We start from the raw sequence: 13556 nt of genomic DNA on the forward strand, positions 1-13556 counted from the left end.
GACCGGCATCTCGGGCAACACCGTTCTGTCCTCTGCGGCTGTTGTGGTTCTGATCACTGACCCGCAGTCCTCCGCGGGCGGGTCCGTGGCTGCTCCCCCGTGCCAAGGACGTACGACTGGACCAGGTGGTTCCAGTGGCACGACCGGCACACCTCCACGTCGTAGACGGTGAACTCGCCGAAGACCCCGGCCATCCTGGCCAGTTCTTCGGGAGTACGCGCCGACCCCGAGACGTGCTTCAGCTCGTCGCCGTAGACCCAGGACACCAGGGTCAACGGCTCCCGCGTGCGGCACATCGGACAGGGCTGCTCACCCGCCCTGCCGTGGAACCTGGCCGCGCGGAGCAGATAGGGGCTCGCGTCGCAGACCTCCAGGTCACCGACGCGTCCCGAGCGGACGCCGGCCAGCAGCGCACGGCGCTGCAGGGCGTAGTCCACTATCTGCCGCTGGTTTCGCACGAGGACAGCCTACGGGTTCTTGCTGTGTGCCCGGCGGCCCATGCGTCTCCCGGGCGTCCGCGCTACCCCGACACGCCGAATCTTGCATAACTCTCTGGTGACTTTCGTCGGGTTCGACCCGTGATGCCCAGGGTTAGCTGCGCCACTTGGATGTATCGGCGCGATATAGTGGCCCAGTAGGTTGACGTGGCTGACGGCCCGTTGGAAAGCAACGTCGTCGGTCGCGGTTTGTTCCCGGAAGGGGGTGCGGTGTGCTGGAGCTCGCGATCCTGGGGCTGTTGCACGAGGCGCCCATGCACGGGTACGTGCTGCGCAAACGCCTGCACGAGACGCTCGGGATGTTCCGGACGTTCTCCTACGGCTCGCTGTACCCGACACTGCGCCGCCTGCTCAGGGCCGGGTACCTGGTCGAGGAGGCCGACCCGGTCGACGATCGCGCGTGGCCGCGGCGCGGCAAGCGCGTGTACAAGCTGACCGCGGAGGGGAAGGAGCGGTTCGCCGAGCTGCTCGGCGACGCGGGTCCGCAGACCTGGGACGACGAGGGCTTCGGAGTCCACCTGGCGTTCTTCTCGCGGACACCGGCCGACGTCAGGATGCGGATCCTGGAAGGTCGCCGCCGCCGGGTCGAAGAGCGCCGCGAGGGCTTGCGCACGGCGCTGGCCAGGGCCGAGGAGAAGATCGATCGCTACACCCGCGAGCTGCACCGGCTCGGGCTGGAGACCAGTGAGCGGGAGGTGCGCTGGCTCAACGAGCTGATCGCGCACGAACAAGCGGAGCGGCAGGGCAGGGAGTCGACCTGAGCCCGAGTCGCCCAGGCGCCGCGGTGTCGCGGCGAAGTTCCACACGAGAAGAAAAACGGATGAAGGAGTAACCGGCATGGGCGAGAACCGCCGCGTTCGGGTGGCCATCGTGGGCGTCGGCAACTGCGCGGCGTCGCTGGTCCAGGGCGTCCAGTATTACCGTGACGCGGATCCCGCCACGCGCGTCCCCGGCCTGATGCACGTCGATTTCGGCGGCTACCACGTCGGCGACATCGAGTTCGTCGCCGCGTTCGACGTCGACGCCAAGAAGGTCAGCCGTGATCTCTCGGAGGCGATCTTCGCCAGCGAGAACAACACGATCAAGATCGCCGACGTGCCGCCGCTGGGTGTCACGGTGCAGCGCGGGCACACCTACGACGGGCTCGGGCGCTTCTACCGCGAGACCATCGCCGAGTCCGACGAGACGCCGGTCGACATGGTCGCCGCGCTGCGCGAGGCCCGCGCGGACGTGCTGGTGTCCTACCTGCCGGTGGGCTCCGAGGAGGCCGACAAGTTCTACGCGCAGGCCGCGATCGACGCGGGCGTGGCGTTCGTCAACGCGCTGCCGGTGTTCATCGCCTCCGACCCGGAGTGGGCGAAGAAGTTCACCGACGCCGGGGTGCCGATCGTCGGTGACGACATCAAGTCCCAGGTCGGCGCGACCATCACGCACCGCGTGCTGGCGAAGCTGTTCGAGGACCGCGGTGTCCAGCTCGACCGGACGATGCAGCTCAACGTGGGCGGGAACATGGACTTCCTGAACATGAAGGAGCTGGAGCGCCTCGAGTCGAAGAAGATCTCGAAGACGCAGTCGGTGACCTCGCAGGTCGACCGCGAGCTCGGCAAGGGCAACGTCCACATCGGACCGTCGGACTACGTGCAGTGGCTGGACGACCGCAAGTGGGCCTACGTCCGGCTCGAGGGCCGCGCCTTCGGTGATGTGCCGCTGAACCTGGAGTACAAGCTGGAGGTGTGGGACTCGCCGAACTCGGCGGGGATCATCATCGACGCCGTGCGTGCCGCGAAGATCGCGTTGGACCGCGGTATCGGCGGGCCGATCCTGTCCGCGTCCTCCTACTTCATGAAGTCGCCGCCGGAACAGTACGACGACGCCACCGCGCGCGACGCCGTCGAGAAGTTCATCAGCGGCGAGATCGAACGCTGATTCGCCGCTTCGTCGGTCCGTGGGGGCCTCCTTGAGGGACCTAGAGTCCCTCAAGGAGGCCCCCACGGACTTTCAGGCGGTGCCGAGCGCGGCCGGGAGCGCGGTGATTCCGTCGACCACGGCCGTGACCTCCTTGAGCACTTCGGGATCCGGCGGGAAGTGCGGGTTCGGGACCGCGTACACCGCCATGCCCGCCGCCATCGCCGACTTCAGGCCGTTCGTCGAGTCCTCGACCGCCGCGCAGTCCGCCGCCGGGACGTCCAGCAGCTCGGCCGCGCGCAGGTAGACGTCCGGTGCGGGTTTTCCGGCGCCGACCTGCTCCGAGGACACCGCGACCGCCACCGGTAAGCCGGTGACGTCCAGATACCCCTTGATCAACAGCGGCGGTGACGAGCTGGCGATCGCCACCGGCCACCGGTCCGCGACGGCACGCACCACCTCCACGCCGCCCTCGATCAGCGGCGGCTTTTCCGCGTAACGCGCGGCCATCCGCTTGACGACCAGCGTCGCGGCCTCCCCGGGAGTGAGCCGGGTACCCAGTTTTTCCACGAGGTAGCGCGCCCACTCCGGGGTGCTCATCCCCTGCAGCGCCCGCGTCGATTCGGGCAGCCATGTTCCGCCGTGTTCGGCGACGACCGCGCGCCGCACCTCGTCCCAGGTCCGCTCGGAGTCGACCAGCACGCCGTCCAGGTCGAAGATCACCGCTTCCATGTTTCGCACCCTAGTTCCCGCTGTGAGTCGAATTACTTCGACACCCTAACTAAATTTGTTAGCATGGCTAAGTGACTTCCCGAGTGGCCGAACTGGCCCACGAGCTCCGCCCCCTGTTCTTCCGGTTGTACTACGTCATCCGCAGGCAGACTCCGCAGCTCACCCTCACTTTGACGCAGGGGTCGGTGCTGCGCGAGCTGGTCGAGGGCGGGCCGCGCCGGATGAGCGCGCTGGCCGAGATCGAGGGTGTCCGGATGCCGTCGATGACCGACGTCGTGCGCCGCGTGGAGCGGATGGGGCTGGTGAGCCGCGCGCCCGATCCCGCGGACCGCCGGGCCGTGCTCGTCGAAGTCACCGAAGAGGGCAGGCGTTTCTACGCCGAGCTGGCCGCCGCCAGGGAGGAGTTCCTCCGCGAACGGCTCATGGAGCTCGGGGAAGCCGACCGCGCCGCCATCGAGGCCGCGTTGCCCGCCCTCACCAAATTGGTCGCGAACAAGCCGATCGGAATTAAGAAGGAGGAACTGATCCCCGATGAGCGCTGAGGGACACGCGAGCCTGCTGGACGCTGTCAAAGGTCAGCCGAAGCAGGTATGGATCACCGCGGGCGCCGCGGTCATCGCGTTCATGGGGATCGGGCTCGTCGACCCGATCCTGTTGTCCATCGCCAAGGGACTGAACGCCACGCCTTCGCAGGTGACGCTGCTGTTCTCGTCCTATCTCGGCGTCCAGGTCATCGCGATGCTGGTGACCGGCGCGGCGAGCGCCCGGTTCGGCGCCAAGCGCACGGTGCTCGTCGGGCTGAGCCTGATCGTGGTGGCCACCGCGCTGTGCGCGGCGGCGGGGTCGATCGAACAGCTCGTCGGGCTGCGCGCGGTGTGGGGGCTGGGCAACGCCTTCTTCATCGCCACCGCGTTGTCCGTGATCGTCGGCGCGGCGACCGGTGGGCAGGCGGGCGCGATCCTGCTGTACGAGGCCGCGCTCGGGCTCGGTCTCGCGGTCGGTCCGCTGCTGGGCGCGTTGCTCGGCAGCATCTCGTGGCGCGGTCCGTTCGTCGGCACCGCGGTCCTGATGGCGCTCGGACTCGCGCTGTGCGCGGCCTATCTGAAGAGCGACGCGCACGAGAAGCGGGACCCGATCAAGCTGCTCGACCCGATCCGCGCGCTGCGTCACCCTGGCCTGCTGCGCACGTCGATCGCGTCCGCGCTCTACACCGCGGCGTTCTTCGCGGTGCTGGCCTGGTCGCCGTTCGTTCTCGGCTGGAGCGCCATCGCGGTCGGCCTGATCTTCTGCGGCTGGGGTGTCGCGGTCGCGGTCGCGGGTGTCGCGTTCGCGCCGAAGCTCGCGGCCCGGTTCGGGGAGCGGCACGCGGCGGCGTTCGCGGTCTTCGGATACGCGGTGCTGATGCTGGTGCTGGCGGTGCCGAGCAAGCCGGTGGTGGTCGTCGGGATCATCGTGTCCGGCCTGGTGTCCGGGCTGCTGAACACGCTGTTCACCGGGACCGCGATGTCGATCAGCGACGCGCCGCGCCCGGTCGCGAGCGCGGGCTACAACTTCTGCCGCTGGCTCGGCGGCGCGGTCGCGGCCACCCTGGTCGGGCACGTCGCGGACTGGTTCGGCTGGCCGCACGCGCCGTTCGTGGTCGCCGCGGTGCTGTGCGTCGTCGCGGGCGGGCTGCTGATGGTCCGGACGCGGCAGGCGGACCCGCGCACCCTGCCCAAGGAAGCGGCGCTGGTGGGTGATCAGGAGTTCTGACCAGCCGTGACCGTTCGGGCACGCAGGAGGAATACATGTGGTGTTCACCTGTTTGTCCGAATCGGCTGGTTTCGGGCACTTACCGTCGGCTCGTTCCCGACTGAGTGACCCTGGAGGCCCCGTGTCCTTCGAGCGTGGACGTCCGCTGCCGTTGTACCCCGTGCACCCCGGCGGACGTTCTCCCCTCACCTGTGAGTACCGCTGCGGCAACGCCTGTGCGCACCCGGCACCGAACCCGTCCGGCAACGAGTACTTCGGTGACGTCGTCAAGGACGTGGTGTCCCGGCGCGGTGCGTTGAAGGCGGGCGCGGTGCTCGCCGCGACGGCCGGTGGCTTCGCCGCCCTTTCCGGCACCGCGGCGGCCGCTCCCGCCGGCGGGGCCGGCGGCGCCGACGGTGCCGCCCCCGTCGCGGCGGGCAGGCCCGCGCGGCCGGCGCGGGGGACGGACTTCGACCCGGTGCCGCCGAACAGGCTCGACCGGGTCAGCGTCCCGGAGAGCTACGACCAGAGCGTCGTGATCCGGTGGGGCGACGCGGTGGTGCCCGGCGCGCCGAAGTTCGACTTCCGCAACCAGACCGCCGCGGCGCAGGCGAAGCAGTTCGGCTACAACAACGACTTCGTCGGGCTGATCCCGCAGGACCCGCTGGGCATCCGCAACCTGCTGGTGGTCAACCACGAGTACACCACCGAGGTACACCTGTTCCCCGCCGACCAGTACGACCCGGCGAACCCGACCGAGGAACAGGTCAAGATCGCCTGGGCCGCGCACGGCCTGTCCGTCGTGCAGACCTACCGTGACCCGGTTTTCGGTGCCCTGCGGGCGATGCCGAGCCGCTACAACCGCCGGATCACCCTCGACACCGAGTTCGAGGTCCGTGGCCCCGCCGCCGGTTCGAAGTACCTGAAGACCTCGGTGGATCCCACCGGACGCAGGGTGCGTGGCACGCAGAACAACTGCTCCGGCGGCGTGACTCCCTGGGGCACGGTGCTTTCCGGTGAGGAGAACTTCCACCAGTACTTCGCCAACGCGGACAAGGTCACCGACGCCGAAACCGCGTCCCGGCTCAAGCGGTACGCGATCGGCACCGGCGCGTCCACCCGGAAGTGGGAGCGGTTCGACAAGCGGTGGGACGTCCCGCGCGAGCCCAACGAGCCCAACCGCTTCGGCTGGGTGGTCGAGATCGACCCGCACGACCCGAATTCGACGCCGATCAAGCACACCGCGCTCGGCCGGTTCAAGCACGAGGCGGCGAACGTCAAGATCACCGCGGACGGCCGGGTCGCGGTGTACTCCGGTGACGACGAGCGCTTCGAGTACATCTACAAGTACGTGTCGAAGGGCAAGTACAAGAAGGGCGACAGCGCGCACGCGCGGCGGCACAACTCCGCGTTGCTCGACGACGGCACGCTCTACGTCGGCAGGTTCACCGGTGACAGCCCGGCCGGGGAGATTGACGGCAGCGGGAAACTCCCCTCGGACGGGGAATTCGACGGCGTCGGCGAATGGATCCCGCTGGCGAGCGGCAACAAGTCCTTTGTGGACGGTATGACCGCGGAGGAGGTCTACGTGTTCACCCGGCTCGCCGCGGACCGGGCCGGAGCGACCAAAATGGACCGTCCGGAGGACATCGAGCCCAACCCGGTCAACGGCCGGATCTACGCGGCGCTCACCAACAACAGTGACCGCGGCGCCGCGGGCAAGGCGGCGGCGGACGAGGCGAACCCGCGCAAGGGCAACAAGAACGGGCACATCCTCGAATGGGCGGAGGAGCACGGCGACGCGGCGTCGACACGGTTCACCTGGCGGCTGCTGCTCGTCTGCGGCGACCCGGCCACCGCGGACACCTACTTCGGCGGGTTCCCGAAGGACCAGGTCAGCCCGATCTCGTGCCCGGACAACGTCGCGTTCGACCGGCACGGGAACCTGTGGATCGCCACCGACGGCAACGCGCTCGGCGCCAACGACGGCCTGTTCTCGGTGCCGGTCGACGGGCCCGACCGCGGGCACGTCAAGCAGTTCCTCTCGGTACCGATCGGCGCGGAGACCTGCGGCCCGGTGGTGACCGACCACCTGGTGCTCGTCGCCGTGCAGCACCCCGGTGAGGACGCGAAAAGCTCGGCGAACCCGACCTCGCACTGGCCGGACGGCGGATCGGCGCAGCCGCGTCCGGCGATCGTGTCCGTGTGGAAGAAGGGCCGGTTCGGCCTCGTCGGCCAGATCGGCGTCCGGTAACCGAGAGTGTCGATCATTCGACCCTGTTCAGCGATGCCGCGAACGGCTTCCGGCGACTAACTTCGCCGAGGTGTTCCACGGTAGGTCGCTGGCAGGCAGGAGCATCCGGTGAACAGGACACGTGCGGGCTTTGTGGTGGTCGCCGCCGTGTCACTCGTCCTCGGCCCGGTCGTCCCCATCGCTTCGGGGGAGACCGGGCCGGGGCCGGTTCCGCCGGGGTGCACCGGCGGGATCGCGGCGAATCCGAGCGTGGAGAAAACTACTCAGCGTGGCGCCCCGGAGGGGTACCTGTTCACTCCGGCCGCGCCGGTGCCGCCGCTGACGCCCTCGGTGAAGACGCCGCGGTTGTTCACCGACGGCACCTACCCCGTCGACGGGGCGAAGTACGCGCTGATCCAGACCCCGGACGGCATGGTCAGCGGTGCCGAGCAGGAGCAGCGGTTCGTGCCGGGCGGCGCCTACACACTCACCGACTGGACGGGGACGGTGAAGGCGAACCTCGCCGCCCCCGACCGTGCGCTGGCCACCGGCCTGCGGTTCGCCGACGGCGCCGGCAAGGTGGTGCGGGAGCAGAAGCTCGACGTCCGCCGCGACGTCGAACAGGGCGGGCTGGAACGTCAGGACTTCCCGCCGGCGGTGGCGCCGGAGGACGCGAAGTCGGTCAGGTTCTTCGCCACCACCAACCACACCTGGCTGATGTGGGACTGCGTGTACCTCCAGCTGGCCGCGTTCTCGGTGCGGTCGCAGGCACAGAACCCGGTGACCGGCGAGTGGGGTCCGATGGCGGCGATCCCGGCGGGCGGCACCGCGCGGCTGCGGGTCACGGTGTCGAACGAGGGCACGCAGGCACTGGCGAACGTCACCGTGCGGGATCCGTGGTGTGCCGTGCCCGATGGCGGTTTTCCGCTCGGGCCGGGGGAAAGCCGGGACGTCACGTGTGCGCACGCGAAGGTGACCGAGCAGGACAACGGCCATGTCAGCACGGCCACCGTGACCGCGGACTACCCGGGCGGGACGCTGCCCGCGAAGTCGGCCTCGGCGTCCATTGTGGTCACTCCGCCGCCCGCGAACGGCCGGATCGGCGACTACGTCTGGGCGGACGGGAACCGCGACGGTCACCAGGATCCCGGTGAGGCCGGTGTTCCCGGGGTGCGCGTCGCACAGAAGACCGCTGGCGGCGAGAACGTCGCCACGACCACGACCGGCGCGGACGGCAAGTACCTCTTCGACAAGCTGAAGCCGGGTGGTTATCAGGTCTGCTTCGACGTGAAGGCGCTGCCGCCCGCGTACTCCGGCCACCGGCCGACCCGCCCGCATCTCGGCGACCCCGCCCGCGACTCCGACGCCGACCCGGCCACCGGCTGCACCCCGACGACCACCCTCGACCCCGCCCACCCCGAAAACCCGGACCTGGACCTCGGCCTCATCCCCGGCTTCCGGCTCGCCTTCGCCCCCTGACCGACGCTCCCCACTGGAGGGTGTCCCCCACCCTCTCCGGGGGGCGACCCCATGACCATTCTATCGCCGGGGTGCGACGGAACCCCGGAAAACGGGGGTGGGCGGTGAGAGTTGTCCACATGCGGGGTTCCGCTGTGGACAAGTCGGGAAAAGGCCTGGTCGGGGGCCCATTCGTGGTGTTGATAACTGTGGGTGAGTGGGACGTGTCGAGCGCCCGGTGCTGAAGGACGCTTTCAGTGCGTTGGGTGCACTGAAGGCGTCCTTCAGCTCGCCCAGCGCACTGAAGGAGGCTTTCAGCGCGGGGCCGCGGGGCCGCGGGGCCGCGGGGCCACCGAGGGGCGCCCTTGGTGCGTTCAGTGCGACGAGGGCGTCCCTCGGTGCGCCCAACGCACCGAAGGCGTCCCTCGGTGCGGCCCCCGCCGATCACCGCCTTACCGTGGGAACCATGACCGAGCTTCCCCTCGCACTGGTGACCGGTGCCTCCCGCGGTATCGGCGCCGCGATCGCCCACGCGCTCGCCCCGACCCATCGTGTCCTCCTCGGCGGCCGCGACGCCGAGGCGCTCGCCAAGACCGCCGCCGAGCTCCCGAACAGCACCCCGTGGCCGGTCGACCTCACCGATCCGGAAGCGCTGGACAGGGCCGCGGCCGACATCGGCGAGCTCGACGTCCTCGTGCACTCCGCCGGCGTCGCCAGGATCGCGACCGTCGCCGACTCCACCGCTCAGGACTGGCGGGACAACTTCGAGGTCAACGTTCTCGCGGTCGTCGAGATCACCCGGCGGCTGCTGCCCGCGCTCCGTACCGCGAAGGGGCACGTCGTGGTGATCAACTCCGGTGCCGGGCAGAACGCCCGGCCCGGCTGGGGACCGTACGCCGCGAGCAAGTTCGCCGTCCGCGCCTTCGCCGATTCGCTGCGCGAGGAGGAGCAGGCGCTGCGGGTGACCTCGGTGTACCCGGGCCGGACCGACACCGAGATGCAGCAGGCGATCGTCGCGGGCGAGGGCAACGACTACGACCCCGGCCGCTACCTGCGTCCCGAGTCCGTGGCCGCCGCCGTTCGCACGGCGGTGACCGCGAGCCCCGAGGCGCACCTCACCGAGGTCGTCCTCCGCCCGCGCGTCACCCGTTAGCGGGACCTAGCGCAGTCGGGCCGCGGCCTCGCCCGCCGCGGCCTGGACCTTCGTCCGGTCCACCCGCGTCGATTCGCCGTCCGCGACGACCTGCTCGCCCGCGACCCACACGTCCCGCACGTGCCGCGACCCCGCGGCCCACACCAGGTTCGACAGCAGCTGCTCGTCGGGGACGTCGAGACCGGCGGCGAACGCCGGGCCGTCCACGTCGACGTGCACCAGATCGGCCCAGCGGCCCGGCTCCAGCGCGCCGATGTCCTGGCGGCTCAGCGCCGCGGCCCCGCCCCGGGTGGCGAGCAGGAAGACGTCGGCGGCGGTGAGCACGGTCGAGTCGCCGGTGGCCAGACGCGCGAGCATCGCGGTCAGCTGGACCTCTTCCCACAGGTCGATGTCGTCGTTGCTGGCCGGGCCGTCGGTGCCGATCCCGACATCCACACCCGCGGTACGCAGGTCCGCGATCCGCGCGATCCCGGAGGCGAGCTTCGCGTTGGAGCCGGGGCAGTGCCCGACCCCGACCCGGTACTTCGCGAACAGTTCGATGTCCTCGTCGGACAGGTGGATCGCGTGCGCCGCGATCATCCGGCCCTGCAACATTCCGACCTGCTCCAGCAGCTTCGGCACCGAGCCGAACTCCTCGCGCTGCGCGGTGTCCTCCAGCGCGGCCTCGGCCACGTGGATCTGCACGAGCGCGCCACGCGCCGCGGCCGATTCCGCCACTGCGGTGAGGCCCTCGGGCGAGAGCATGTACGCCGAGTGCGGCCCGTAGCCCAGCTCGACCCGGTCGCCGGGGCCGAAGCGCAGCCCGTCGGTGTCGATCCACTTGTCGATCGCGTCGAGCGTCGAACGCCAGGTCAACCCCAACGTCGGCAGGTCCATCACGGGCGGCGCGATGAGCAGGCGCCCGCCGGTGGTGAGCACGGCGTCGACGAGCTGCTCGCCTTCGAAGTACATTTCGGCGCTCGTCGTGACGCCGTGGCGCAGCATCTCCAGTGAGCCGAGCAGCATCCCGGCCCGGATGTCCTCGGGCCGCAGCTTCGCCTCCGCCGGCCAGATGATCTCGCGCAGCCAGCGCAGTAGCGGCAGGTCCCCGCCCATCCCGCGCAGCAGCGTCATCGGGCTGTGCGCGTGGGAGTTGACCAGCCCCGGCATCAGGATCCCGGTCAGCTCGGTGACCGGGCCGGACCACTCCGGTGCCCCGGCACGAGGTCCGCAGAAGACGATGCGGCCGCTTTCGTCGACATCGACCACCGCGTCACGCAGCAGAGAACAGGAGGGATCGGCGGGCAGGACGACGGGGGCGTGGAAACGGCGCGACATAACGGGATCTTACGCGCCCGCCGACTCAGTCCACGACGCCGCTCCGCCAGGCCCACGCGGCGATCTCGACCCGGTTGCGTGCGCCGACCTTGCTCTGCACCGAGGCCAGATGCGTTTTCACCGTGGACAGCGAAAGGTACAGCTCGGCGCCGATCTCGGTGTTCGTCAGCCCGCGCGCGGCGGCCTTCACGACATCCATTTCGCGCGCGGTCAGCGGTTCGGACGGCGGCGCGACATCGCGTTTCACCTTGCCTTCGCTGCCGTCGAAGTGCTTCAGCAGCCGGACGGTGATCTGCGGCGACACCAGCGCGTCGCCGCGATCCGCCGCGCGGACCGCCTCGATGAGCAGCGCGGGCCCGGCGTCCTTGAGCAGGAATCCGCTGGCGCCGTTGCGCAGCGCGGTGTGCACGTACTCGTCGAGGTCGAACGTGGTGACCACGACGACCTTCAGCGGATCGGTGACGTCCGGGCCCGCCAGCTGCCGGGTGACCTCGAGCCCGTCGAGCCCCGGCATGCGGATGTCGAGCAGGCAGACGTCGGGGCGCAGTTCCCTGGCCCTGGCCACCGCCGAGACGCCGTCCGCGACGTCGGCGACCACTTCGATGTCGTCCTGCGCGTCCAGGATCATGCGGAACCCCATCCGCACCATTTCCTGGTCGTCGGCGATCAGTACCCGGATCACTCGTCCTCGTTCCTCTGCTCCGCGAGTGGCAGCCAGGCCTCGACCCGCCAGCCGCCGTCCGGCATCCGCCCGGCGGAAATCCGGCCGTGCAGCAGCGCGACCCGTTCGCGCATGCCGACCAGACCGTATCCCCCCGATCCCCCGGCCGGACGGCGGTCCGGCTCACGGCCGTTGTCGGTCACCTGCAGATGCAGCTCCGGACCGGCGACCTCGGCCACGACCAGCGCTTCCGTCGCGCCCGATGCGTGCTTCCCGATGTTCGTCAGCGCTTCCTGGATCAGCCGCAGTGCCGATCGGCCGACCTCGTGCGGCAGATCCGGCGGCAGGTCGAGGTGGCACGAGGTCTCGACGCCGTGCTGGGAGTGCTCGACGAGCCGGCGCAGGTCGGCCCCGAGGTCGGTGGTCGCCTGCTCGCTGAGTTCACTCGACCCGGCGGGCGCGTCCCCGCGCATGCTGCGCACCAGCCGCCGCATCGCGACGAGCGCCTCGGTCCCGGCGTGCTCGATCCGGTCCATCGCCTCGACGGCGACGCTCGGGTCCTTCGCCGCCATCATCTTCGCCGCCTGTGCCTGCACCACGATCCCGGTGACGTGATGCGCGACGACGTCGTGCAGTTCGCGGGCCAGCGCCATCCGCTCGGACGTCTGCGCGTCGGTGACCGCCGAGCGGATGACCTGCTTGCGTTCGCGGTCCCGTGACCGCAGGAACAGCCCGGTCGCCACCGCGATCCCGAGCATCAGCACCGCGACGATGAACAGCATGCCCAGCAGGTTCGCGTCGGCCCGGCCACCCTTCGCGTCGCCGCCGAACACGGCGGCGACCGCGACCACCGCGCCGAGCAACCCGATCCTCGGCCACGCGCGTCTCGCCGGGACCAGCCGGACGAGGTGCACGACCATGCCCATCCCGGCGGCCACCTCGGGCAGCGTCAACCCGCCGCCCCAGACGAGGCTGGGCCGGATGAAGGGCGAAACGAACGCGGTCAGGAGAAACACGGCCGCCAGCGCGATCGCGGCGGGTTCGGGGTGGCGCGGGGCGAGCAGGACGATGCCGGCGGCGGCGAGCGAGCAGGCCAGTATCGGCAGCGGGTGCAGATTGTTGTTGTAGGTCCCGATGAAGTCGATCAGCAGGAACGGCGCGAGGACGCCCACCAGCGGCCACTGGTTGCGCAGTGTCTCGGCGATCAGCCGGACCGTCGGTGACTGGTGGTCGGCCAGCCAGCGGGTCTTCGGCTTCGGCAGGTTGCGTGGCCGGGTGAGCAGGCCGAGCACGGTGGCGCCCGCCAGCAGGCCGAGGCCGACGAACAGGCTGGCCAGGACCTGGCTGCTGGTGAGGTGGGAGCTGTGGACGCGGCCGAAGACGGCACACAGCGCGCCGACGACGAGCGAGCTGATCGTCACGGACGCGACGCCGAGCCGGGTCTTCCGCGCCGCGAAGTAGACCAGCTCGACCCCGGCCACCACCTCGGTGATGGACAGGTTCACCAGCAGGCTCGAATACGCCGGCGCGTGGGTGGCCCGGATCAGCACGCTGGAGAGCACCAGCACGCCCGCCCCGGCGACCGCGGCCACCGCGGCCCGCGAGCGTGCCCACCAGACACAGCCCGCCATCCCGAAGATGCCGGGGAACAACCACAGGTCGACCCACTTGGGGCCGGCGTTGTCGATCGCGGCGCTGCCGAGAAGCAGGATGTCGAACAGCAGCGCGCCGAACAACACGATCGCGGGCGCGCCGAGCCGGCGCGCGAACTCCTTGGCGCGGGCGTAGAACGAGGTGTCGGGGTTTTCGGCGGCCACAGCGAAACGGTAGAGGATCGCGCGTGGCCCGCACCTTGGCCGTGTGGTCCGG

General features: G+C 70.2%; 12 protein-coding genes. 7 read left to right on the forward strand and 5 right to left on the reverse strand.

Going from position 1 to position 13556, the window contains the following annotated elements:
* Positions 1-53: 53 nt before the first annotated feature.
* A complete protein-coding gene (locus ABD987_RS19065; RefSeq protein ID WP_345394905.1) occupies positions 54-458 on the reverse strand; it encodes a DUF5318 domain-containing protein in 405 nt (134 codons plus the stop codon).
* Positions 459-709: 251 nt separating this feature from the next.
* On the opposite strand from ABD987_RS19065, the gene ABD987_RS19070 reads away from it, so the two are divergent.
* Positions 710-1258, forward strand: coding sequence for a PadR family transcriptional regulator (locus ABD987_RS19070; protein WP_345394907.1), 549 nt, complete (start codon positions 710-712; stop codon positions 1256-1258).
* Between the two features lie 76 nt (positions 1259-1334).
* Positions 1335-2423, forward strand: coding sequence for an inositol-3-phosphate synthase (locus tag ABD987_RS19075; RefSeq protein ID WP_345394910.1), 1089 nt, complete (start codon positions 1335-1337; stop codon positions 2421-2423).
* A gap of 72 nt (positions 2424-2495) precedes the next feature.
* Here ABD987_RS19075 and ABD987_RS19080 read toward each other — a convergent pair whose 3' ends face one another.
* Positions 2496-3134: an HAD family hydrolase gene (locus tag ABD987_RS19080; RefSeq protein ID WP_345394913.1), complete on the reverse strand. Its 639-nt coding sequence runs from the start codon at positions 3132-3134 to the stop codon at positions 2496-2498.
* 71 nt (positions 3135-3205) lie between these two features.
* Between ABD987_RS19080 and ABD987_RS19085 the strand changes: the two genes are divergently transcribed.
* The 5 genes from ABD987_RS19085 to ABD987_RS19105 all read left to right on the forward strand — a co-directional run bounded on the left by ABD987_RS19085 (position 3206) and on the right by ABD987_RS19105 (position 9709).
* Positions 3206-3676 carry a MarR family winged helix-turn-helix transcriptional regulator gene (locus ABD987_RS19085; RefSeq protein WP_345394916.1) on the forward strand — a complete coding sequence of 157 codons (471 nt, stop codon included), beginning with the start codon at positions 3206-3208 and terminating at the stop codon, positions 3674-3676.
* Positions 3666-4886, forward strand: a complete 1221-nt coding sequence (locus ABD987_RS19090) for an MFS transporter (RefSeq protein WP_345394919.1) — start codon at positions 3666-3668, stop codon at positions 4884-4886. Before ABD987_RS19085 ends, ABD987_RS19090 begins: the two co-directional genes overlap by 11 nt.
* A gap of 121 nt (positions 4887-5007) precedes the next feature.
* Positions 5008-7119, forward strand: coding sequence for a PhoX family protein (locus ABD987_RS19095; RefSeq protein WP_345394923.1), 2112 nt, complete (start codon positions 5008-5010; stop codon positions 7117-7119).
* Between the two features lie 108 nt (positions 7120-7227).
* Entirely contained in the window at positions 7228-8577 is a 1350-nt protein-coding gene (locus ABD987_RS19100; RefSeq protein WP_345394926.1) for a DUF7850 domain-containing protein, read from the forward strand.
* Between the two features lie 445 nt (positions 8578-9022).
* The gene (locus ABD987_RS19105) at positions 9023-9709 is read left to right on the forward strand and encodes an SDR family oxidoreductase (RefSeq protein WP_345394929.1); all 687 of its coding nucleotides are present in this window, start codon (positions 9023-9025) and stop codon (positions 9707-9709) included.
* Positions 9710-9715: 6 nt separating this feature from the next.
* Here the strand turns inward: ABD987_RS19105 and ABD987_RS19110 are convergent, their stop codons facing one another.
* From ABD987_RS19110 to ABD987_RS19120, 3 genes are read right to left on the reverse strand one after another with little or no spacing between them, the layout of a single operon-like run.
* On the reverse strand, positions 9716-11026 hold the full coding sequence (locus tag ABD987_RS19110) for an amidohydrolase family protein (RefSeq protein WP_345394931.1): 1311 nt from the start codon (positions 11024-11026) through the stop codon (positions 9716-9718).
* Positions 11027-11051: 25 nt separating this feature from the next.
* The gene (locus ABD987_RS19115; protein WP_345394933.1) at positions 11052-11708 is read right to left on the reverse strand and encodes a response regulator; all 657 of its coding nucleotides are present in this window, start codon (positions 11706-11708) and stop codon (positions 11052-11054) included.
* Positions 11705-13504: a sensor histidine kinase gene (locus ABD987_RS19120; RefSeq protein WP_345394935.1), complete on the reverse strand. Its 1800-nt coding sequence runs from the start codon at positions 13502-13504 to the stop codon at positions 11705-11707. The genes ABD987_RS19115 and ABD987_RS19120 overlap by 4 nt, the downstream gene beginning before the upstream one ends.
* Positions 13505-13556: the final 52 nt, after the last annotated feature.

The organism is Amycolatopsis samaneae (assembly GCF_039541975.1).
Taxonomy (GTDB): domain Bacteria; phylum Actinomycetota; class Actinomycetes; order Mycobacteriales; family Pseudonocardiaceae; genus Amycolatopsis; species Amycolatopsis samaneae.

Excerpts from the sequence above, each read along its gene's own strand:
- ABD987_RS19090 (WP_345394919.1), top strand. The coding sequence starts at position 3,666 with ATGAGCGCTGAGGGACACGCGAGCCTGCTGGACGCTGTCAAAGGTCAG.
- ABD987_RS19110 (WP_345394931.1), bottom strand. The coding sequence starts at position 11,026 with ATGTCGCGCCGTTTCCACGCCCCCGTCGTCCTGCCCGCCGATCCCTCC.
- ABD987_RS19080 (WP_345394913.1), bottom strand. The coding sequence starts at position 3,134 with ATGGAAGCGGTGATCTTCGACCTGGACGGCGTGCTGGTCGACTCCGAG.
- ABD987_RS19075 (WP_345394910.1), top strand. The coding sequence starts at position 1,335 with ATGGGCGAGAACCGCCGCGTTCGGGTGGCCATCGTGGGCGTCGGCAAC.
- ABD987_RS19105 (WP_345394929.1), top strand. The coding sequence starts at position 9,023 with ATGACCGAGCTTCCCCTCGCACTGGTGACCGGTGCCTCCCGCGGTATC.